20 protein-coding genes are annotated in these 21,815 nt (G+C 70.5%); 14 read left to right on the plus strand and 6 right to left on the minus strand.

Annotated features, from left to right (window positions below):
* Positions 1-4 precede the first annotated feature (4 nt).
* The 3 genes from AB0H93_RS35200 to AB0H93_RS35210 form a co-directional block, all read right to left on the minus strand.
* Positions 5-982, minus strand: a complete 978-nt coding sequence (locus AB0H93_RS35200) for a TAXI family TRAP transporter solute-binding subunit (RefSeq protein WP_358579036.1) — start codon at positions 980-982, stop codon at positions 5-7.
* Positions 972-3,044 carry a TRAP transporter fused permease subunit gene (locus tag AB0H93_RS35205; RefSeq protein WP_358579038.1) on the minus strand — a complete coding sequence of 691 codons (2,073 nt, stop codon included), beginning with the start codon at positions 3,042-3,044 and terminating at the stop codon, positions 972-974. The genes AB0H93_RS35200 and AB0H93_RS35205 overlap by 11 nt, the downstream gene beginning before the upstream one ends.
* 190 nt (positions 3,045-3,234) lie before the next feature.
* The gene (locus AB0H93_RS35210) at positions 3,235-4,866 is read right to left on the minus strand and encodes an amidohydrolase family protein (protein ID WP_358579040.1); all 1,632 of its coding nucleotides are present in this window, start codon (positions 4,864-4,866) and stop codon (positions 3,235-3,237) included.
* Between the two features lie 313 nt (positions 4,867-5,179).
* On the opposite strand from AB0H93_RS35210, the gene AB0H93_RS35215 reads away from it, so the two are divergent.
* The 3 genes from AB0H93_RS35215 to AB0H93_RS35225 all read left to right on the plus strand — a co-directional run bounded on the left by AB0H93_RS35215 (position 5,180) and on the right by AB0H93_RS35225 (position 9,792).
* Positions 5,180-6,499: an MFS transporter gene (locus AB0H93_RS35215; RefSeq protein WP_358579042.1), complete on the plus strand. Its 1,320-nt coding sequence runs from the start codon at positions 5,180-5,182 to the stop codon at positions 6,497-6,499.
* Between the two features lie 35 nt (positions 6,500-6,534).
* Positions 6,535-8,175: a thiamine pyrophosphate-binding protein gene (locus tag AB0H93_RS35220; protein ID WP_358579044.1), complete on the plus strand. Its 1,641-nt coding sequence runs from the start codon at positions 6,535-6,537 to the stop codon at positions 8,173-8,175.
* Positions 8,176-8,256: 81 nt separating this feature from the next.
* The gene (locus AB0H93_RS35225; protein WP_358579047.1) at positions 8,257-9,792 is read left to right on the plus strand and encodes a PucR family transcriptional regulator ligand-binding domain-containing protein; all 1,536 of its coding nucleotides are present in this window, start codon (positions 8,257-8,259) and stop codon (positions 9,790-9,792) included.
* Between the two features lie 116 nt (positions 9,793-9,908).
* Here AB0H93_RS35225 and AB0H93_RS35230 read toward each other — a convergent pair whose 3' ends face one another.
* Entirely contained in the window at positions 9,909-11,132 is a 1,224-nt protein-coding gene (locus tag AB0H93_RS35230; protein WP_358579049.1) for an MFS transporter, read from the minus strand.
* 147 nt (positions 11,133-11,279) lie between these two features.
* Between AB0H93_RS35230 and AB0H93_RS35235 the strand changes: the two genes are divergently transcribed.
* The 11 genes from AB0H93_RS35235 (at position 11,280) to AB0H93_RS35285 (ending at position 20,238) form a co-directional block, all read left to right on the plus strand.
* On the plus strand, positions 11,280-11,900 hold the full coding sequence (locus AB0H93_RS35235; protein WP_093274135.1) for an L-threonylcarbamoyladenylate synthase: 621 nt from the start codon (positions 11,280-11,282) through the stop codon (positions 11,898-11,900).
* A gap of 188 nt (positions 11,901-12,088) precedes the next feature.
* Positions 12,089-12,712, plus strand: a complete 624-nt coding sequence (locus tag AB0H93_RS35240; protein ID WP_358579053.1) for a VOC family protein — start codon at positions 12,089-12,091, stop codon at positions 12,710-12,712.
* 40 nt (positions 12,713-12,752) lie between these two features.
* Positions 12,753-13,781, plus strand: a complete 1,029-nt coding sequence (locus AB0H93_RS35245) for a zinc-binding dehydrogenase (RefSeq protein ID WP_358579055.1) — start codon at positions 12,753-12,755, stop codon at positions 13,779-13,781.
* Positions 13,766-14,194, plus strand: coding sequence for a PaaI family thioesterase (locus AB0H93_RS35250; RefSeq protein WP_358579057.1), 429 nt, complete (start codon positions 13,766-13,768; stop codon positions 14,192-14,194). The genes AB0H93_RS35245 and AB0H93_RS35250 overlap by 16 nt, the downstream gene beginning before the upstream one ends.
* An 8-nt stretch (positions 14,195-14,202) precedes the next feature.
* A complete protein-coding gene (locus AB0H93_RS35255; protein WP_358579059.1) occupies positions 14,203-15,714 on the plus strand; it encodes a class I adenylate-forming enzyme family protein in 1,512 nt (503 codons plus the stop codon).
* Positions 15,711-16,430 (plus strand): GntR family transcriptional regulator, encoded by a 720-nt coding sequence (locus tag AB0H93_RS35260; protein ID WP_358579061.1) that lies wholly within the window; start codon positions 15,711-15,713, stop codon positions 16,428-16,430. Before AB0H93_RS35255 ends, AB0H93_RS35260 begins: the two co-directional genes overlap by 4 nt.
* Positions 16,427-17,218, plus strand: coding sequence for an ABC transporter permease (locus AB0H93_RS35265; protein ID WP_358579063.1), 792 nt, complete (start codon positions 16,427-16,429; stop codon positions 17,216-17,218). Before AB0H93_RS35260 ends, AB0H93_RS35265 begins: the two co-directional genes overlap by 4 nt.
* Positions 17,215-17,982, plus strand: a complete 768-nt coding sequence (locus AB0H93_RS35270) for an ABC transporter permease (RefSeq protein ID WP_358579065.1) — start codon at positions 17,215-17,217, stop codon at positions 17,980-17,982. The genes AB0H93_RS35265 and AB0H93_RS35270 overlap by 4 nt, the downstream gene beginning before the upstream one ends.
* A 34-nt stretch (positions 17,983-18,016) precedes the next feature.
* On the plus strand, positions 18,017-18,805 hold the full coding sequence (locus AB0H93_RS35275; protein ID WP_358579067.1) for an ABC transporter ATP-binding protein: 789 nt from the start codon (positions 18,017-18,019) through the stop codon (positions 18,803-18,805).
* A 13-nt stretch (positions 18,806-18,818) separates the two neighbouring features.
* The gene (locus tag AB0H93_RS35280) at positions 18,819-19,796 is read left to right on the plus strand and encodes an ABC transporter substrate-binding protein (RefSeq protein WP_358579070.1); all 978 of its coding nucleotides are present in this window, start codon (positions 18,819-18,821) and stop codon (positions 19,794-19,796) included.
* A gap of 238 nt (positions 19,797-20,034) precedes the next feature.
* The gene (locus AB0H93_RS35285) at positions 20,035-20,238 is read left to right on the plus strand and encodes a cold-shock protein (RefSeq protein WP_010692713.1); all 204 of its coding nucleotides are present in this window, start codon (positions 20,035-20,037) and stop codon (positions 20,236-20,238) included.
* A 92-nt stretch (positions 20,239-20,330) separates the two neighbouring features.
* Here AB0H93_RS35285 and AB0H93_RS35290 read toward each other — a convergent pair whose 3' ends face one another.
* Both AB0H93_RS35290 and AB0H93_RS35295 read right to left on the minus strand, forming a co-directional pair.
* On the minus strand, positions 20,331-20,648 hold the full coding sequence (locus AB0H93_RS35290) for a hypothetical protein (protein WP_358579072.1): 318 nt from the start codon (positions 20,646-20,648) through the stop codon (positions 20,331-20,333).
* A 2-nt stretch (positions 20,649-20,650) separates the two neighbouring features.
* On the minus strand, positions 20,651-20,872 hold the full coding sequence (locus AB0H93_RS35295; protein WP_358579074.1) for a hypothetical protein: 222 nt from the start codon (positions 20,870-20,872) through the stop codon (positions 20,651-20,653).
* Positions 20,873-21,815 lie beyond the last annotated feature (943 nt).

Consider the following 21,815-nt stretch of genomic DNA (forward strand, 5'->3'; position numbering starts at 1 on the left):
GGCCTCAGCCGGCGAGGCCCTGTTCGGCGCCCGGGTGCAGCGGGATCGGGTCGGTCTTGGCGGCGCTGTCCTTCGTGATCTCCTTGGCCGACGGGTGCACCTGCTCCAGGTCCGCCCGCTTGTCGAAGATCAGCTTCGTGATCGCGCAGGCGTTGCCCGCCGGGAAGTCCTCGCGGACCACCAGGAGGTTCGGCACCGCGATCGTCGGCACGTCCGCGGGCAGCTTGTAGGTCGCTGCCGGGATCGTGCTCGCCTCGTAGACCGGGCTGATCTGCTGCATCGCGCCCAGCTGCGGCGTGATGTCGACGAACTTCACCGCGCCGCCCAGCGACGTCGTCAGGTCGGTGATCTCCGGGGTCGGCAGGCCGCCGGACCAGAACAGGCCGTCGACGGTGCCGGACTTCATGCCGTCCACCGCCTTGCCCAGCGCCAGGCGCTGCGCCTGGATGTCGGTGTCCGGGTTCAGCCCGGCCGAGGACAGCACGCGGTTGGCGATGACCTCGGTGCCGGACTTCGGCGAACCGGTGGAGATCCGCTTGCCGCGCATGTCGGCGACGCTGTTGATGCCCGCGTCCGCGCGCACCACGACCTGCGTCGAGTTCGGGTAGATCCGGGCCAGCGCCTGGATCTTCTGCGGCTTGCCCTCGAAGCTCGCCTTGCCCTGCACCGCGTCGGCGGCGGTGTCGGCGAGGGTGAACGCGATGTCGTAGTCGCCGGCCACCAGCTGCTGGATGTTCTGCACCGACGCGCCGGTTTCCGCCGCGGTGGCGCGCAGTTTCGTGTTGTTGCTGATCAGCTGCGCGAGCCCGCCGCCGAGGACGTAGTACACGCCGCCGGTGTTGCCGGTGGCGATCGTCAACCGGCCGTCCGCCGCCTCGCAGGCTCCCGCGCCCGCCTGGCTGTCCTGCACCTGCTTGCCGCCGCAGCCGGACACGACGAGCGTCGCCGCCGCGGCCGCCACCAGCAATGCCTTAACCCGCATCACGAACCTCCTTGATCGTTTCCCTGCGGCGCAGGACGAGCTGTGCGACGAGCCCCAGCACGCAGCAGCCGACGCCGATGGCCACCACCGGCGGCTCCAGGTACAGCAGGCACAGCGCGCCGGGCACGAACAGCAGGCGCACCGGGAGGCGCACCGGCCCGGCCAGCCAGCCGCCGGTCACCACGCTCAGCGCGGCGACGGCCACGATGGACGCCGCCGCGACCCACAGGACGGTCAGCGGGTCGGTCTGCAGCAGCAGCGCCGATCCGTTGTCGGTCAGCACGAACGCGATCGGCACCAGGAACGCGGGCAGCGTGTACTTCCAGGCCTGCATCATCGTGCCGGTGATCCGCCCGCCGGTGATCGCCGCGGACGCCACCGCGGCCAGGGCGGTCGGCGGCGTCACCTCGGAGAGCACCGCGTAGTAGAAGATGAACATGGCCCGCTCCGCGTCGGCGACGCCGAGGGCGCCGAGCGCGGGCCCGATCACCACCCACGCGATGATGAACGACGCCGTGACCGGCACCGCGAGCCCGAGCACGCCGACGGCGAGCGCGGAGAACACCACGGTGAGGACCAGGATCGCGGTCGGGTTGCTGGTGAGCGCCTGCGCGGCCTGGACCAGCGCGTCGGCGAGCTCCTGGCCCAGCCCGGTCTTGGTGATGGTCGAGGTGATGATCCCGGCCGCCGCGCACACCGCGACCACCGGCAGCGCGCCGCGAACCCCGGCGGAAAGCGCGTCCACGATGTCCCGCAACCACTTCAGCGCCGCGGCGCCGGGGCCGTGTTCGGCCCGGACGAGCCCGGAGATCAGCGCGAACACCGCGGCGACGCCGGTCGCGTAGACGACCGCCGCGAACGGCGGGATGTCCAGGGCGAGGAACACCACGATGATGGCCAGGGACAGGAAGTGGTATCCGCCGCGCAGCAGCAGCCGCCACGCGCTGGCGTGCTCGGTCTCGACCGCCTTGGCGCCGAAGCGGCGGGCGTCGGCCTCCACCGCGAACACGATGCCGAGGTAGTACAGCACCGTCGGGATCGTGGCCCAGATCAGCACCGTCAGGTACGAGGTCTGCAGGTATTCGGCGATGATGAACGCGGCGGCGCCGAGCGTCGGCGGGGACAGGATCGCGCCGATGCCCGAAGCCGCCAGCAGGCCGCCCGCCTGCTCCTTCGGGTACCCGGCGCGCCGCAGGATCGGCCAGGTGATCGCGCCGAGGCTCACCGCGGTCGCGGTGCCCGAACCGGAGACGGTGCCGAGCAGGAACCCGGACAGCACCGTGGTGCGGCCGGGCGCGGTGCGGGAGCGCTTGAACGCGGCGAAGGAGAAGTCGACGAAGAACTGGCCCGCGCCGGAGGCGTTGAGCACCGCGCCGTAGATGGTGAACAGCACGATGTAGCTGGCCGCGACGTCCAGCGGCGTGCCGTAGAACCCGCTGGCGTCGTTGTAGAGCGCGTTGATGATCTGGCTGAAGTCGACGCCCGCGTGCGCGATTCCCCAGTTCTGCGGCAGGAATCCGCCGTAGTAGGCGTAGCCGATGAACGCCGCGCAGATCACCGGCAGGATCCAGCCGGTGGTGCGCCGGGTCGCTTCGAGGACGAGCAGGAGCAGCAGCGCGCCGGCCACGATGTCCAACGTGGACAGGCTGCCCTGCCGGTCGAGGAACGCGTCGAATCCGCCGGAGGGCACCGGGAGCACCGGGTAGAACCCGACGAGCAGCGCGATCGCCGACAGCGCCCAGTCGTACCAGGCCGGGTCGTCGCGGTCGCCCTTCGGGCGGCGGCCGCCGGGCCGGTAGCAGAGGAACACCAGCGGCAGCGTGCAGCCGAGGAAGATGACCAGGTAGTACTGGTTGCCCTTGGTGAGCGGGTAGAAGACCTGCTTGAGCACCAGCACCGCGACGGCCAGGGCGACCAGGTAGACGAGCAGGTCCGGCCGGCGGGACAGCTGCCGGGCCGGGCGTTCCTCGTCGTGCGCGGCGACGATCTCGCCGACATCGGTCTTCGCGGCGCCGCGATCGGGCAGCTCGTCGTCGTGCTCAGGCCGCGTCGCCTGACTCATGCGGTCGCCTTCCGTGCCGTTCGGCGGTGTTCGGACAAGCGCATGGCCGCCGTCCGGGCAGAAATCCCTTTTTCGGCGGGAATGTAACTGGGGTCACTCGTCTGGGTCAATAGGTGCGGTCGCGCGGCGTATCCCGGATTCCCGGCCACAGTGGATGATCAGGTGCGGGGCCGACGTGGGAGCCCGGGCATCAGCCGAGCAGGGCGTCGGGGTCGTGGGCGGGTTTGCCGCCGATGATGGTCGCCGCGATGCCGATCTGGTCGAGGGAATCGGTGGGAACCGCCGTCGGGTCTTCGGCCAGCACGACCGCGTCGGCGAGCTTGCCGGGGGTGAGCGCCCCGAGCTGGTGCTCCAGGAACGCGCTGTGCGCGGCGTTGACCGTGTAGCAGCGCAGCGCATCTTCGAAGGAAACCGCTTCGTGCGGGGAGAAGACCTGCCCGTCGGCCGTGCGGCGGGTCAGCATGCGCTGGATCGCCTTCAGCGGCGCGCCGTCCGCGACCGGCCGGTCGGAGCTGCCTGCCGCCGGGATCCCGGCGGCGAGCAGGGACCGGAGCCGGTAGACCCAGTCGCGGCGTTGCGGGCCGACGTTGGCGAGCACCGCGTCGCCGAGGGTGTGGATGAAGTAGTTCTGCAGCACCGGGACGACACCCAGCTCGGCGAGCGCGCTGACGTGTTCGGGCGTGGTCACGGAGCAGTGCTCGATGCGGTGGCGGGCGTCCGGGCGCGGCCACCGGGTCAAGGCTTCCCGGTAGGCGTCGATGACGAGGCCGACCGCACGGTCGCCGATGGCGTGCGTGGCGACCTGCCAGCCCGAGCGGTGCGCGCCGATGATCCGGTCGCGGAGTTCTTCGGGTTCCAGCTGCAGCACACCTCGGTTGCCGGGCTCGTTGGAGAACTCGTCGGTCATCGCGGCGGTGCGGCTGGCCAACGCGCCGTCGGCGAAGATCTTCACCGCGCCCAGCCGCAGCATCGGATCGCCGAGTCCGGTGGTCAACCCGAGGTCGAGGCCGAGTTCGAGCTCGTCGGTGTCGTGTCCGTTGAGTTCCCGCAATGTTTCGTAGGCGGGCATCAGGGTCGTCCGGACGCGCAGCTTCCCTTCGCGAAGCGCGGTTTGGTAGGCGGCCAGCTCGACCGGGCTCAGCCCGATCCAGCCGCCGCCGATGCCCGCTTCCTGGCAGGCGACGAGACCCTCGGTGACGTACCGCTGGTGCGCCGCGCCGATCGCCTCGACCAGCTCCCGGACCGCTACCGGCACCAGCAGGTCGTTGACCAGTGCCTGAGCCTGCTCCTGCAGCAGCCCGGTCGGCTCGGCCGCGCCGTCGCGCTCGATGATCCCGCCGCGCACCTGGTCGATGCCGAACACCCCGGCGTCCTCGAGGACCAAGGTGTTCCCGACGCCCATGTGCTCGCTGCGGTGCTTCAGCCAGACGCGGTGGGCCGGGGCGATCCGGTCCAGGTCGGCGCGCCGCGGGTGCCCGCCACCGTATCCGGCGGGCTCGTAGCTGTGCCCGATCAACCAGGCGCCCTCCGGCAGGTCCGCCGCGCGGCGGACCACCCGCTGGTAGATGTCGTCGAGGCCGGTGGCGTCCGACAGGTCCAACTGGGTGAGCCCGAGGCCGAAGCGGCCGGTGTGCGCGTGGGCGTCGTGGAAGCCGGGGACGACGGTGCGACCGCCGAGATCGACCACTCGGTCCGCTTCGAGGCCGGCGATGTCGTCGCCGACCGCCACGATCCGGCCGCCGAGGATGCCCAGCGCATGGGTGCGTCCCGGCTCGCCCATCGTCCACACCTGACCGTTGCGCAGGATCAGATCGATCTTCATCGTTTCTCCGAAATCCGTCCACCGGCCGGGAAAGCGGCACATCGCTCCACTGTGGACCAAAGTTCGCCGACGTCGGCGCCGAGCATAGCCGAACGATGCGGGATCGGGTGAAGACCTTGTTTCCGGCCGGGATCGTCCGCTGCGCATCGCACGCGGAAACACCAGTGGTGGATCCACCAATAGCCGCGGTTTGTTTCTCGCTTTCGCCAATGACAGCGCCGCGCGAGGTGCTGAGCATTTCCCCATCGCATTCCGCTGCCAGGCCGAGCACGCCGTCGACGGCATCCAGTGCTCGCCCGTGAAGGGACCGCCCATGCCCGAGGCGACAGCCGCCGAACCGGCCACGAAGCCGGACCGGTCCGCGGAGATCCGCCGGATCGCCCTGGCCACGTACTTCGGCACCGCCCTCGAGTGGTACGACTACTTCATCTACGGAACGGCGGCCGCCCTGGTCTTCCCGGCGCTGTTCTTCCCCGCGCTGGACCCGGTGATCGGCGTCATCGCCTCGCTGGTGACCTTCGCGCTGGGCTTCGTCGCCCGGCCGGTCGGGGCGGTGATCTTCGGCCACATCGGCGACCGCCTCGGCCGCCGGGCGGCCCTGATCGGCACCGTGACGCTGATGGGGGTGGCCACCGGGCTCATCGGCTTGCTGCCGTCGTACCAGACCATCGGGATCGCGGCGCCGATCATCCTGGCCGTGCTCCGGCTGCTGCAGGGGATTTCGGCGGGCGGCGAGTGGACCGGCGCGGCGCTGCTGGCGATCGAGCACGCCCCACCGGAGCAGCGCGGGCGTTACGCGGCGGTGCCGCAGCTCGGCTCGCCGACGGCGACCCTGGTCTCCTCCGGCGTCTTCGCGGTCCTGACGTTGCTGCCCGAAGAGATGTTCCAGTCCTGGGTCTGGCGGGTGCCGTTCCTGGCCGCGTTCGTGCTCCTGGCCATCGCGCTGTACCTGCGGGTCAAGGTGGAGGAATCGCCGCTGTTCCGGGCGGCGCTGGCCGAGCAGAAGGAGGAGAAGCTGCCGGTGCTGGAGACGATCCGCACCGCGTGGGGCCGGTTGATCATCGGCGGCGCGGCGTACCTGGCGGGTACTGCGGCGTTCTTCGTGCTCACCACCTTCATGATCAGCTACATCTCGAAGAGCTTGAAGCTCAGCAGCACGCTGGCGCTGAACGCGACGCTCGTCGGCGCCGTGGTCGAGATCCTGGTGATCATCGTCGCCGGCCGCCTCGCCGACCGGATCGGCGCGGCGAAGGTGTGCGTCATCGGCGCGACGATCTCGGTGCTGGTCGCCTTCCCGGTGTTCTGGCTGGTCGACACCAAGGTCCCGGTGCTGGTGATCGCCGGTGTGTCGCTGGGCATCGGCGCGATCTCCATCCCGTACGGGCCGATCGGCGTCGCGCTGTCGGTGATGTTCCCGGCCCGGCTGCGCTACAGCGGTGTCGCCCTGTCGGTCGGGCTGGCGAACATCCTGGCCGGATTCGGGCCGCTCGCCGGCACTTGGGCGCTGGGTGCGACCGGCGGGCAGTCGTGGGGACCCGCGCTGCTGCTGGCGCTGATCGCGTTCATCACGCTGGTCGGCTCCGCGGGCGCGCACCGCGTCAGCCGCCGCGCCCCCGAATGGGACGCAGTGTGATTCCAAGCCCAGCGAGCGAATGGGAGGAGCGAACGGTGAACACGGCCCGCAGCGGTGGCGAACTCGTCGTCGCGCAGTTGGAGAAGCACGGTGTCACCACGGCGTTCTGCGTGCCGGGGGAGAGCTATCTGGAGGTGCTCGACGCGCTGCACGACTCGCCGATCAGGCTCGTCGTCTGCCGCCACGAAGGCGGCGCGGCGTACATGGCCGACGCGGACGCAAGGCTCACCGGCGGCGTCGGGGTGTGCCTGGTGACGCGAGGGCCGGGCGCGTCGAACGCCCTCGTCGCCCTGCACACCGCCTGGCAGGACCGGGTACCGCTGCTGCTGTTCGTCGGCCTCATCCCGCGCGGCGAACGCGATCGCGAAGCGTTCCAGGAGTTCGACCTGGCTCGCACGTTCGGCGCATCGGCGAAGTCCGTGCTGACGATCGACCGGGCCGGCCGGATCCCCGAGCTGCTCGCGCAGGCCTTCCTCATCGCGCGCAGCGGTCGCCCCGGTCCGGTCGTGGTGGGGCTGCCGGAGGACATGCTCCGGGATGCCGTCGAGGTGGGGGACGGGGAACCGTTCCCGCTGCCGCGAACGGCGATCGGCGCCGACCAGGCGAACTCGGTGGCGGACCTGATCGCCGACGCCCGGCGGCCGCTGGTGGTGCTCGGCGGTTCGCCGTGGGAACCCGGCGCAGCCGCGCTGATCCGGCAGTGGGCCGAGAACTGGGAGCTGCCGGTGGTCACCGACTTCCGGCACCAGGACCTCCTGGACAACGAATCGGCCTCCTACGCGGGGTTCCTGGGTTTCGGCCGCGACGAGGAAACCGCTCGCGCACTCGCCGACGCGGATGTCGTGATCGCGGTCGGCACCCCGCTCGGCGACGTGGCCTCGGACGGCTGGTCGCTGGTGCGGCCGGACGCCGCGGTCGTGTCGGTGTTGCCGGACCCGGAAGGACATGCCGCGATCCACCGGCCGCGGTACCGGTTCCTCGCCACCCCGGCGGCCTTCGCCGGGGCCATGGTCGCGACGTCGCCACCCGACGAGCGACCGTGGGCCGCGCGAACGCGCGAGTTGCGCGAACGTTTCGAGTGGTACCGCACGCCGCAACCGGTCGATGATCGGCTGGACCTCGGAATCGCCATGGCGGAGCTGCAAAAGCGCCTACCGGCCGACGCCGTCGTAACGTTCGGTGCGGGCAACCACGCCCTGTGGGCGCAGCGCTACCTGTCCTACCGCACCTATCCCGCGCAGCTGGCGCCGCGCAACGGCTCGATGGGCTACGGTGTCCCGGCGGCGGTGGCCGCAGCCATCCGGCATCCGCGGCGACGGGTCGTGTCGGTGGCCGGAGACGGCTGCTTCCTCATGAACGGCCAGGAGTTCGCCACGGCCGTCGCCGAGGGCGCTGCGCCGGTGATCATCGTGGTCAGCAACGGCATGTACGGCACGATCCGCCAGCACCAGGCGCTGCGGCATCCCGGCCGGGAATCTGGAACGCGCCTGGTGAACCCCGACTTCGCCGCGTACGCCCGAGCCTTCGGTGGGCACGGCGAACTGGTCGAGGAAACCGGGCAGGTCGGTCCGGCGCTGGACCGCGCCTTCGCCGCCGGCCTCCCGGCCATCGTCGAGCTGCGCATCGACGGCGCCCGGATCGCCCCGGAAACCACGCTCGACGACCTGCGGAAATGACCGGCTGCTCGGCAATCTCGGATGGCGCACGCGTGATCCGGTGGTTGCCTGAACGCCATCCGCCATGTGCAGGATGGGCGGGTGAGGATCCTGCCCGATGACGGCCCGCTGCGCCTCGCGGACCTGCTCGCCGAGGCGGGGCTGGGGCTGCGGCTGCTGACCGCGGCCGACACCGGCCCCGCCCGCCAGATCGACGGCGCGCACGCGATCGAGATCGCCAACCCGTCGCGGTGGGTGCCGCCGCACTGGCTGCTGCTGACGACCGGCATGCGCATCCAGCGCAAGCCGGCGGAGCAGCGGGCGCTGGTCCGGGAGCTCGCGGGGTCCGACATCGCCGCGCTCGGCTACGCGACCGGCATCGTCACGCGGCGGGTCCCGGCGGCACTGCTCGACGAGGCGGACCGGTTGGGGTTCCCGGTGATCGAGGTGCCGCTGGAGACGCCGCACCGGGACGTGATCGGCTTCGTGCAGCAGAAGGTGCTGAGCTCCTCCCCGGAACTGCTGCAACGGGTGCTGCAAACCCAGGAATATCTGATGGGCGTGGAGGAGGACGACCCGCTCGCGCACGCCGAAGCCCCCGAGATCGCGCTGCTGCGGCGGTTGCAACCGCTGGTGGGCACCGAAGTGATCCTGCTGCGCACCGATGGCCGCCCGAACTGGCCGGAAGACCACCTGCACGCCAGGGAACTGCGCGAGGCCCTGCACGCGCGGCCGGCCAACGGCCCGGCGGAAGTCGGCGTCGGCGACCTGCGGTACCTCGCGCTGCCGGTGCGAACCGGGCCCTACATGTTCGGCTGGCTGGTCCGGGAAGCCCGGGACGGGGACGGGGCGCAGCTCCTGCCGGTGTTGCGCTCGGCGGCCCAACTGCTGGGCGTGATGTACGTGGCTCGGGAGCACGAACCTGCGGAACTCCGCGCACAGCGCCGGCATCTGCTCGAAAGTGCGCTTTTCCACGGGGCCACCGCGAACGGCGACGGAGACCTGGACCGGCGGGCCCGCATCGTCGGCTTCGACTTCGGCTCGGACTGCCGCGTGCTGCTCTACCGGCCGGCCGGGAACCGCTCCGCGCTGGGCCAGGTGGAGGCGGCGCTGAACGCGGCCCGGATGCCGTTCCTGGCCACCGCGCGTGGTGCCGATGTCGTCGTTTTCGCCCAGGGCGAGCGAGAAACCTTGGTCGGTTCGGTCGAATCGCTGCCGGCGGGGCAGGTCGGCGTCGGCCGCGCGGTGCGCTCGCTGGGGCGGGCGAAGGAGTCGCTGACCGACGCCGAGTTCGTGCTCGGCCGGATGACCGCGGCGCCCGGCAAGCTGACTGTCGCGGACTTCTCGGACCTGTCCCTGGCGAACTGGCTGATCGCCCGGCTGCCGAGTGCCGAGATCGCGGCGAAGTCGGGCGATTTCCTGGCCGGGCTGCGGGAGCAACCGCTGCTGTTCGAAACGGTCGTCGCCTACCTGGGCGCGGACCTCGACACGACGGCCACGGCGGAGGCATTGCACCTGCACCCGAACTCGGTGCGCTACCGGCTCACCCGGGCTGAGCACGCGCTCGGTGCGCCGCTGCGCCGTCCGGAGACGATCGCCGGCCTGCACGCCGCGCTGCTGTCCGAAGGCCTGATCTGATCTTCGGTGGGGATCCGGGACGGACTGGACGTGATCGGCAGCTGATCGAGCGTGAGGTGAGCGGCGCGCGCCCGGAAGGAGCTCCGCTCACCTGGCCCGGATCCTGGCGGACTTCTCTAGTCGGCCTTGGGCCAAGGAACGCGCATTGCGAAGTGCAGCCACGTCGCCAGCACCGCCAGGGCTGCCGTCGCACCTCCGAGCACCATGACCGTCGACGGGGACGTGCGGTCCAGGATGACACCGCCGACCAAGGCTCCCGCGGAGAAGGTTGCCTGGAACGACGCGGTGAACAGCACTGACGCCGCTTCCGGCGCGTGCGGGGCGGACTTCGCGAACCACGTCTGAGAGGCGACCGGCACAGCGCCGTAGGCGATGCCCCAGACGACGAGCAGCCCAACCGCACCGACGCCGGACCGGCCGAGCACCGGCAGCAGCAGGGTCGCCCCGGCGATCATGCCTGCCCCGATCCCGAATGCGGCGTGTGGACGACGCGCCACGATCGCCCCTCCGGCGAAGTTCCCGACGATTCCGGCGACTCCGTACGCCAGCAGAAAGGCCGTGATCAGACCCGGGCCGACGCGGGTGACTTGTTCGAGGAACGGCGTCACGTAGGTGTAAGCGCCGAAGTGGGCGAGCACGACGAGAAACGTCAGCAGCAGCGCGAAGCGGGTGTTGCCGCTGCGGAACATCCCGCGAAGTACGCTCAAGCGGGTGACCTGAACCGGAGGCATCGCGGGAACGACCGCGAGCAGCATGGCGAACACCACCGCTACCAGCGCGCCCATCACGGCGAAAGCCGCCCGCCAGCCCGCGAGATCCCCGATGAACGTGCCCACGGGCACCCCGAGCACGGATCCAAGGGGTACCGCGGAGAAGATCACCGCGGTCGCCCGGCCGACCGACTCCGCGCGCACCAGCCGCCCGGCCAGGCCGGCCGCGATCGACCAGAAACCACCGATGGTGATCCCCACCAGCACCCGCGAGACCAGGACGAGCCAGTAGTCCGGCGCGACCGCGGCCAGGAAGCTCGCCAGCGCCAGCAGCGCCATGAAGCCGCTCAGCATCAGCCGGCGGTCGATGCGCGCGGTCGCCACCGTGACCAGCGGGGCGGAGATCGCCGCGAGGAAGCCCGGCATGGTCATCATCAGCCCCGCCATCCCGTCCGAGATCGCGAAGTCGGCGCCGATCGACGTCAGCAACCCGATCGGCAGGATCTCGATGGTGACGATCGAGAAGATCCCCAGCATCACGGCGACCACGCCGAGCCAACCGAGCAACGACGATCGCGTTGGTGCTGCGGGGGTTCCGGTCGCAGCGGTGATTGTGGACAACGGTTCCATGCGCACCAGTGCAGCAACGACCGGGGCCGGGATCTGGCAGGTTTGAGACCTCACCGTGGCCGACCACGTCGACGTCGCATTCCTGCTGGTCGGACGAATCCGCCACGCCATTGAGCTCGGACTTGCGGGTCGACCTAAGCTCTGAGCATGGCGAAGTACTTCGACGTGCATCCGGAGAACCCGCAGCGGCGCGCGATCGGGCAGGTGGTGGACATCGTCCGCGACAACGGCCTCATCGCGTACCCGACGGACTCGTGCTTCGCGCTCGGCGCCCAGCTCGGCAACAAGGACGGCATCGACCGGATCCGGGCCATCCGGCACCTCGACGACCGGCACCACTTCACCCTGGTGTGCCAGAACTTCGCGCAGCTCGGCCAGTTCGTGATCATCAACAACGCGGTGTTCCGCGCCATCAAGGCGTCGACGCCGGGCAGCTACACGTTCATCCTGCCCGCCACCAAGGAAGTTCCGCGCCGGCTGATGCACCCGAAGAAGAAGACCGTCGGCGTGCGCATTCCGGACCACGTCGTGGTGCAGGCGCTGCTGGCCGAGCTCGGCGAGCCGATGCTGTCCAGCACGCTGCTGCTGCCCGGCGAGGAGGAGCCGATGACGCAGGGCTGGCAGATCAAGGACGAGCTCGACCACGTCCTGGACGCCGTGATCGACTCCGGCGAGTGCGGCACCGAACCCACCACGGTGATCGACTTCTCCGGCCCGGAGCCGGAGATCGTCCGTCGCGGCGCCGGCGACACCTCGCGCTTCGAGTAACGCCCCGGGCACTCCCCGCAAGCGGCTCCCACCATCCGGTGGGGGCCGTTTTTCGTTGTCCTGAACTGCAGGAACGCTCGCGCGCGACGTTGCGGACGTTCACATGGTGGAACGTATACACAAATCTTTGACGTGTACACATCCGCGGCAGAGGATGCACGCAACGCATCCGGACGGAGGACGAACCGATGGGCGAAACGGAGACACCGGCGATCCCGCCGCGACTGGACCACGTCGTGATCGCCACGCCGGCGCTGGACGAGACGGTCGCCGAGTTCACCGCCCGCACCGGCGTGCGGCCCGCCGCGGGCGGCGCCCACCCGGACCGCGGCACCCGCAACTACCTGGTCTCCTTCGGCGGCGACAGCTACCTGGAGATCATCGGGCCGGACCCCGACCGCACCGTCGGCGACGACGCCCTCACCTTCGGGCTGGCGGCGCTGCGCGAACCCCGCGTCGCCGCCTGGGCGGTGCACCCGGCCGACATCGACGAGGCCGCGGCGCACATCGGCCCGGTCGGCCCGGGACAGCGCCGCACCACCGCCGGCGAGCTGCTCGAATGGCGCCTCACCGAACCGCCGAACGGGCTGCCCGACGGCGTCGTCCCGTTCCTCATCGACTGGGGCACCACGACCTCACCGGCCGTCGGACCGCCGGAGGTGGAGCTGGTGTCGTTCACCGGCAGCCACCCGGATCCCGACCGCGTGCGCCCGGTGCTGACGGCGATCGGCACCTCGCTGCGGCTGGCCACCGGCCCCGCCGGGCTAGCCCTCACCATCTCCGGCGAGCACGGGCTCGTCGAATTCCGCTGAACCGCACCGAAAACCGAACACCGATGGGAATGCACCACCGATGACCGACACGATGCGCGCGCTGGTCCTGGAAGGGCACGGCGACCTCGATCAGCTCCGCCTGCGCGACGACCACCCGAAGCCCACCGCCACCCCCGGTCACGTCGTGATCAAGGTGCGGGCGACGTCGTTCAACTACCACGACATCTTCACCACCCGCGGCATGCCGGGCATCAAGATCCCGTTCCCGGTGGTCATCGGCCTGGACCTGGTGGGCGACGTCGCCGAGCTCGGCGAGGGCGTGACCGGCTGGTCCGTCGGCGACCGCGTGCTGGTGCACCCGATCCACCCGGAGCGGGGCCTGATGGGCGAGACCCTCGACGGCGGCCTCGCGCAGTACGCGCTGGTGTCGGCCGAGCAGCTGATCCCGCTGCCCGACGAGGTCGAGTACGCCCAGGCCGCGGCGCTGCCGGTGGCCTACGGCACGGCGCACCGGATGATCGTCGCGAAGGAGACCGTCAAGGCCGGCGACAAGGTGCTGATCCTCGGCGCCTCCGGCGGCGTCGGCACCGCCTCGGTGATCCTCTGCAAGAAGCTCGGCGCGCACGTGATCGCCGCCGTCGGCGACGACGAGAAGGGCGCGAAGCTCAAGGAGATCGGCGCCGACGAGGTCGTCAACTACAAGACCGAGAGCTTCCTGGACTACGTCAAGGAGCACCACGGCAAGCCGCAGCGCTACAGCTACGACACCGGCGTCGACGTGGTGATCAACTACACCGGCGGCGACACCTGGGCACCGACGCTGCGCTGCGTGAAGCTCGGCGGCAAGATCCTGGTCTGCGGCGCCACGGCGGGCTACGACCCGACCGAGGACCTGCGCTACATCTGGACCTTCGAGCTCCAGGTGATCGGCTCCAACGGCTTCACCGGCGACGACTTCCGCGCCCTGCTGGACGGCGTGGCGGCCGGCGACTACGAGCCGCTGATCGACCAGGTCCTGCCGCTGTCCCGGGCCCGCGAGGGGCTGGCCCGGCTGGAAGACCGCAAGTTCATCGGCAAGATCGTCGTCGACCCGTGGGGCGACGAGTGATGGCCGGGCTGACCGCCTCCGACGTCGAGGAACTGCTGCGGGCCGCGCCCTACCACCAGTGGCTGGACCTGCGGGTCGTCGAGCTGACCAAGGACCGCATCGAACTCACCGCTCGCTGGCGCGAGGAGTGGGTCGGCAACCACGAAACCCGCGCCACGCACGGCGGGATCCTGGCCTCGCTGCTGGACCTCGCCGCCGACTGGGCGCTCACCGGCACCATCGGCCGCGGCGTGCCCACAGTGGACCTGACCGTCAACTACCTGCGCGCGGCGCTGCCGGGCGACCTGCGGGTGATCGGCCGCCTGATCCGGCCCGGCAGGCAGGTGTCGGTGGCCGAGGCCGAGGTGCTCGACCAGGACGGCCGGACCGTCGCCATCGGGCGGGGCGCCTTCCTGTCCGCCGCGGTGCAGTGAGGAAGAGCATGAGCAACTTCGACTACCGCAACCAGGGCGACGTCGTCACCGCGGACCGACCGGACGCGCCGGCCATCATCGCCGTGACCGGATCCGGCGCCCGCCGGCTGACCTACCGCGAGTTCGACGCGGCCGTCGACGCGGTCGCCGCCTGGACCTCGGGTCAGGGCCTGAGCCGCGGCGATGCGGTGGGCATCATCGGCGAGAACACCCCGGAGTGGCTGGTGGCGTTCTACGCCTTGCAGCGCGCCGGGTTCGTGCCGGTGCCGGTCAGCTACAAGCTGCCCAGCGACGGCGTCGCGTACGTGCTGGAGAACGCCGGTGCCAAGGCGGTTTTCGCTGATGCGCGCGGCGACGAGCTCGTCGCGGGCAGCGGCGTCCGGGTGTGGGAGCTCGACGGTCTGATCGAGCGGACGCCCCGCAGCGACGGGAAGTTCGCCTCGGTCGTGCCCGATCCCGAAGATCCGGCGATGATCCTCTACACCTCGGGTTCCACGGGCCGCCCGAAGGGCGTTGTGCTGTCCCAGCGCAGCCACCTGTGGGTGCTGGGCCTGCGGGCGAGCACGCCCGGCCCCGCCGACGCCCGCTACCTGGTCGCTGCGCCGCTTTACCACATGAACGCCCTGGCCAACTGCCAGCAGGCGTTCGGCGTCGGCGCGACCGTGGTGCTGCTGCCCAAGTTCTCCGCGCGGCAGTTCCTCCAGGCGGTGGGGGAGCACCGGATGACCCGGGTGACCGGCGTTCCGCCGATGTTCGCGCTGCTGCTCCGCGAGGACGACCTCGTGACCACCGTGGACACCAGCAGCGTCATCGACGTGTTCATGGGCTCAGCGCCCGCATCGCAGGCGCTGTTCCACGATGTCCGCGCCCTGTTCCCGCGCGCCGACCTGCACTTCGGCTACGGGACGACGGAATCCGGGCCGGTGGCGTTCACCGATCACCCGGGTGGCCTTCCCACTCCCGACGGCTCGGTCGGCGTGCCCGACCCCAACGTCGAGCTGCGGCTGGTGGATCCCGCCGGCGCGACCGCCGCCGGCGAGGGCGTGCTGGAGATCCGCTGCCCGGCGCTGATGACTGGCTACCACCGGCGGCCCGACCTGCCCAGCCCGGTGACCGCGGATGGCTTCTACCACACCAAGGACGTCTTCCGCGTAGACGAGAACGGGTTCTACTTCTTCACCGGCCGCGAGGACGACATGTTCACCAGCGGCGGCGAGAACGTCTACCCGGCGGCGGTGGAGGAGATCCTCGAATCGCACCCGGCCGTCCGCCAGGCCGCGGTGATCGGGGTGCCCGACGAGATCAAGGGCCACAAGCCGGTCGCGTTCGTCAGCCTCCGCCCGTCCACCCAGGCCGGCCCCGACGAGCTGCGGAAGCACGTGCTGGACAACGCCGAACCGTACGCGCACCCGCGCCAGGTCTGGATCGTCGACGAGCTGCCGCTGTCGTCGACCAACAAGATCGACCGCAACGTGCTCGCGCGCCGCGCGGCGGAACTGCTCGGGGGTGCGGCGACGTGAGCACCGCCGACGCGGCCGCCGAGCAGTACGCGAACCTCCGCAGGCTGATCCTGGAGCAGCAGCTCAAGCCGGGCACCGTGCTGCTGGAAACCGCGCTGGCGGCCCGCTTCGGCGTGTCCCGCACGCCGGTCCGGGAGGCGCTGGCGCGACTGGCCCAGGAAGGCCTGATCACCAAGCAGAAGCGCGGCTACGTCGTGGACGAGCTGAGCCCGGAGGAGATCATCGAGGTCTTCGACGTGCGCATCCTGCTGGAGTGCGCCGCCGTGGAGAAGGCCGCCACCGACTGCGACGACTTCCGGCTCGCCCACCTCGAACAGCTCACCGAGCAGCTCGACGAGCTCATCGCGGCGCTGCGGACCGCGATCGACACCGGCGACGCCGCGACGCAGGCCGCCACCGGCGAGGCGATCCTCGCCGCGAACGTGCGCTGGCACGAGGCGCTGCGCGCCGGCAGCCGCAACCGGACGCTGATCCGGATGATCAACCAGCTGATGGACGTGCAGAAGATCTACAACCCGCTGATGAAGGTCCAGGACCTGGCGGAGATCTCCAAGGGCCAGCAGCAGCACCACGAGCTGGTGGCCGCGCTGCGCGACCGCGACCCGGCCCGGGCCCGCGAGATCATGGCCGACCACCTCACCAGGGTGCGGCAGATCCGGGTGGCCGAGTTCGCCCGCAGCCTGCATTCCGCGGAACAGCGCGGGAGCTCGTCATGACGGCCGTGCACACCGCCCGGCCCACCCGGCCGGGCTGGCAGCTGGCGGCGGGCACCGTCGTGGTCCTGCTGGCGCTGGAGGAGGTCCTCACCCGCACCGGCGTGCTCCCGGCGGACTACTTCCCGCCGGTCAGCCAGATCGTCGCGGCGCTGCTGCCGGAGCTGGCCGGGGCGCAGCTGTGGCTCCAGCTCGGCCAGACGCTGCAGGGCTGGTTCGTGGCGCTGGTGCTGGCGACCGTCCTGGCGGTCCCGCTCGGGCTGCTGCTGGGCACGGTGTGGTGGGTGCGGGCCCTGACCAGGCCGGTCGTGGAGTTCCTCCGCCCGGTCCCGTCGGTGGCGCTGATCCCGCTGGTCGTGCTCGCGCTGGGCACCGGCAAGCAGAGCGAGCTGTTCCTGGCCACGTTCGCGGCGTTCTGGCAACTGCTGGTGGCCACGACGGCGGGCGCGGGAGCGGTCGACCAGGTCACCGCGGAAACCGCCCGCTGCTACGGGCTGACCAGGTCGCAGACCCTGCGCTGGGTGGCGCTGCCCTCGGCGCTGCCGTACCTGATGACCGGCATCCGGGTCGCCTCGGCGACCTCGCTGATCCTGGTCGTCACGGCCGAGATCATCATCGGCGTGCCGGGCCTGGGCGCGCAGATCAGCCTCAACCGCGCCGGCGGCTCGCCGGACCTGATGTACGCGTACATCATCGTCACCGGCCTGCTCGGCTGGCTGATCAACATCGCGCTGTCCGCGGGGGAGCGGCGAGTGCTGCACTGGGACGCGGCGAATCGGGGCCCGCGATGAACCGACGAGTCCTGTCCGCACTGCTCGGCGTGGTCGGCGCCGTCGCCACCGTGGCGATCTGGTGGCTGGCCACCGAGAACTCCGCCAGCGTCTACTTCCCGCCGCTGAGCCGGATCCTGGACACCGCCCAGGAGCACTGGCTGTCCGCCGAGGGCCGCGCCGACATCGCCTCCAGCATCGGCAACCTGCTGTCCGGTCTGGTCATCGGCGTCGTCGTGGGCATCGTGGTCGGCGTGGCGCTCGGCCAGGTCCCGCTGCTGCACCGGGCGCTGTCGCCGAGCATCGAGTTCGTCCGCGCCATCCCGGCCACCGCGCTGCTGCCGTTCGCGATGATGCTGTTCGGGCTGGGCACCGAGATGAAGGTGTTCCTGATCGCGCTGGGCTGCGTGTGGCCGGTCCTGCTCAACGCGCTGGACGGCACGCGTTCGCTGGAGCCGACGCTGCGCGACACCGCCAGCGTCTACGGCATCACCGGCGTGCGCCGGCAGCTGAACATCGTGCTGCCCGCGGCCGCGCCGCGCATCGCCGGCGGCATCCGGGTCGCCATCCCGCTGAGCCTGATCCTGACGGTCACCAGCGAGATGGTCGGCAGCCACCAGGGCATCGGGTTCGTCATCGTCGACGCGCAGAACACCTTCCGCATCACCGACATGTGGTCCGGGGTGCTGCTGCTCGGCGTCCTCGGCTTCGCCCTGACCTGGCTGTTCGGCGTGGCCGAGAAACTGCTCCTGCCCTGGGAGAAACGCGCGGAGCGGGCGCGATGAGACGCGCTCCACTTCGGACACCGGTGAGGATGACATGCTCGAAGTAACCAACATCGCCAAGGAATTCCCCACCCGCACCGGAACCGCGCGGGTCGTCGACGACGTCACCTTCACGGTCGGCGAGCGGGAGTTCTTCACCATCGTCGGCCCGTCCGGCGCGGGCAAGACGACCGTGCTGCGCTGCCTCACCGGGCTGGCCAAGCCCACGGAGGGCACCGTGCGGTTCAACGGCAAGAAGGTCGTGGGTCCGCCGCCGGAGTTCGCGGTGGTGTTCCAGGACTACGCCCGCTCGCTGATGGCGTGGTTCACCGTGCGGCGCAACGTCGAACTGCCGCTGCGCAACCTCGGGCTGTCCGCTGCCGAGCGGCGCGAGCGCGTCGACACCGCGCTCGCGCAGGTAGGCCTTTCCGCGGCGGGCTCGAAGTACCCGTGGCAGCTCTCCGGCGGCATGCAGCAGCGGGTGGCGATCGCTCGCGCGATCGCGTACCGGCCGCAGGTGCTGATCATGGACGAGCCGTTCGCCTCGGTCGACGCGCAGACCCGCGCCGACCTGGAAGACCTCCTGCTGCGGGTGCGCGACGAGACGGACCTGGCGCTGGTGTTCGTCACCCACGACGTGGACGAGGCGGTCTACCTCAGCGACCGGGTGGCGATCCTTAGCCGCTCGCCCAGCCGGATCGACGAGATCGTGCCGATCGACCTGCCCGCGCAGCGGGACCAGATCGGCACCAAGGAACTGCCGGAATTCGCCCGCCTGCGGGCGCACGTGTTCAGCCGGATCAGGGCAATGGTCAACACCGCCGAGCCCCAGTCCGCGCATTAGGTTGGAGGAGAAAATGCGGGGAATCCCCAGGGTCTTCGCGGCGCTGGTCGCGTTGTTCGCGGTGGCGGCGCTGGCCGCCTGCGGCGGGCCGGAGCTCACCAAGACCGCCGACGGGCGCACCGCGCTGCGGGTCGGCATCATCCCGACGATCGACGCCGCGCCGCTGTACCTCGGCGTCAGCGAAGGCATCTTCGCCAAGCACGGGCTCGACGTGACGGTGCACGTCGCCGACAGCGGGGCCGCGCTGATCCCGGCGACGGTGAAGCAGGAGAACCAGATCGGCTACGCCAACGTGATCAGCGACTTCCAGGCCGCCGAGCAGGGGCTGGACATCAAGCTGGTGCACAACTGCTGCGGCTCCGGCGCGGACCCGGCCAAGGACGTCTCCCAGGTGCTGGTCAAGCCGGACGGCCCGATCCGCACCGTCGGCGACCTGGCGCACGCCAACATCGCGGTCAACTCGCTGCACAACATCGGCGAGGTGAGCATCAAGATGGCGCTGGAGAAGCGCGGCGTGGACGTCTCCGGCATCCGGTTCACGCCGATGCCGTTCTCGGACATGAACGACGCGCTCAAGCGCGGCGACGTGGACGCGATCTGGCAGGTCGAGCCGAACGTGCAGGCCGCCCTCGCCGCCGGGTTCACCCCGCTGATCTCGAACTTCGTCGAGGCCCGCCCGGAGGCGACGCTGGGCTACTACCTCACCAGCGGCGCGTTCGCGAAGCAGAACCCGCAGGTGGTCCAGGCGTTCTCGGACGCCATGGACGAGGCGAACCGGTTCGCCACCGAGCACCCCGACAAGGCGCGCGAGGCCGTGGTGACCAACCTGAGGTTCAACCCGGAGATCGTCTCGACGGCGAACCTGCCCACCTACCCGCAGGGGCTCGACCGCGCCAGCGCCGCGGAGTACGCCACCTACGCGGTCAAGTACGGCGCCATCGAGAAGGCTCCTGACCTGGACGGACTCTTCTGGTCGGGGCCCGCGAACTGATCATGCGGGCGACGGCGACACGCCCGGGAAAACCAACCCGACACGAACCCCGCCGACCGTGTAGTGTCTACGGCGGTCGTATTTTTCTGGGGTCGTGTTCGCGCACACTCGCAGGATAGTGATGCGAGCGTGCTGCTATCTGGTTGTAGCTGGAGAAGTCGCCGTTCGAGATCAGCGACCCAGGCGGTTACGAAGTGTGAGCGCCTGTAGTAGTACCGGCTCCCAGAAGGAGAGAGACATGGCACAGGGAACCGTGAAGTGGTTCAACTCGGAAAAGGGCTTCGGCTTCATCGCGCCTGACGACGGCGGTGCGGACGTCTTCGTCCACTACTCGGCGATCGACGCGCGCGGTTTCCGCAGCCTCGACGAGGACCAGAAGGTCACCTACGAGGTCACCCAGGGCCCGAAGGGCCCGCAGGCCAGCGACGTTCGCATCGTCTGAGTTCGGGTGATCCGGCCGGTACCGGATTCCGGGCCGGCCCCTGAGCTGCACGGAGGCCCCGCACCCCACCGGGTGCGGGGCCTCCGTCCTTTTCAAGCGCGCCGGCGGCGGAGCAGCCCGAGCAGCGAGGCGACGAGCAGGAAGCCCGCGAGGATCGCGACCGCCAGGCCCATCCGGTGCAGCCCGGCGTCATCCGCGTGCACGCCGAGCACCAGCGCCAGGAGCGCGGCGGCGAGATTCGCGCCGACGTACTGCGAGGTGCGGTAGAGCCCGGACGCCGCGCCCATCCGCTCCGCCGGGGTGGCCGCGTACATCGCGCTCTGGTTGCCCATGTTGTTGAACCCGTTGGGCAGCCCCAGCATCGCGGAGATCACCAGCAGCAGCGGGATCGGCGAGTCGGCGTCCGGCACGGTCAGCAGCAGCCCGCCGACGCACAGCGCGCGGTTCCGACGATCAGGGCCGTGCGCGGGCCTCGGCGGCGCTGCAGCCGGGTCGCCAGCAGCGTCGACACGGCGCCGACGGCGGCGATCGGCAGCACCACCAGCCCGGCGCCGACCGGGCCCAGCCCCCGGGTTTCCTCCAGCCACTGCGGCAGGTCGTAGAACACGCAGTAGAACGCCGTGTAGGTGGCCAAAGTTAAATTAGGCCATGGGTCGCTCGTCGTGAAAGTAGGGAGATGGGCGCCCGTCGTGAAAACTGGGGGCCACGTCGGCGATGTCGGGGTCGCGGCCCCGGACTCCACGTGCTTGACCTGCAGGTTTCGTAATGATGTCCTAAGTTGTGCAAGCTGCACAGCCTAGGGACAGGCACTGGTATGTATGTCTCCAACACGCCGCAGGAATGCGTACCGTGCCGCCCGTTCGAGGGCCGCGGGGTGCGGCCGAACGTCGGACCGATCGGCACAGTGCAGGTACCGCACCACCTTACCGACGTCCTGATCAAGGTCGACATCGGTGACCCCTCCGCCGGGCCGCAGTTAGCCGGCGTGTTCCACCCGAACTGCCCAGGCGCCACCAAGTCGTCGCCGCCGAGCAGACCAACCAGCAGATGCAGGCCCAGGCCCGCCTGGCAGGCGCGCCACCACAGACCGGGCTTGCAGCCGAGCTCGCCGCCCTCAGCCGCGAGTACTACCCGGCGATGGTCGCCGACCGGCGCCCCGAGGACACCGAAACCCTCACGTCCGTGATCACTGACGACGCACGCCAGCTCGATACCGGCGTGACTCGGCTGTTGATGCGCAGGGTCAGCACGCCGTTTCGGTACTCGGCCTGGCATCGCACACGTGCCGCACCGGTCATCGACTCGCCGATGTGGCCTGGCCCCGAAAGAAAGCCTGCCATTGGAGGTGTGGCGCGATCTCGGAGTTTCCGAGGGGCCGGCTCCCATGCGGCCAGGTTGTACGCGAGCCGGGTCATCGGACCGCGGGTGGCGGCGAGAGCGGTGAGCAGCCTGGCGAAACGGCAGGTCATTCGGCGCCGCCTTCTTAGGGGTTCTTGCATAATGATCTTTGTCTGGCATGGTGGTGGCTGGAGTTGATCACGTTTCGATCGTTGGGAGCGTGGGATGGCTCGCCCGAA

This window comes from Saccharopolyspora sp. NPDC050642 (assembly GCF_040654735.1).
GTDB lineage: Bacteria > Actinomycetota > Actinomycetes > Mycobacteriales > Pseudonocardiaceae > Saccharopolyspora > Saccharopolyspora elongata.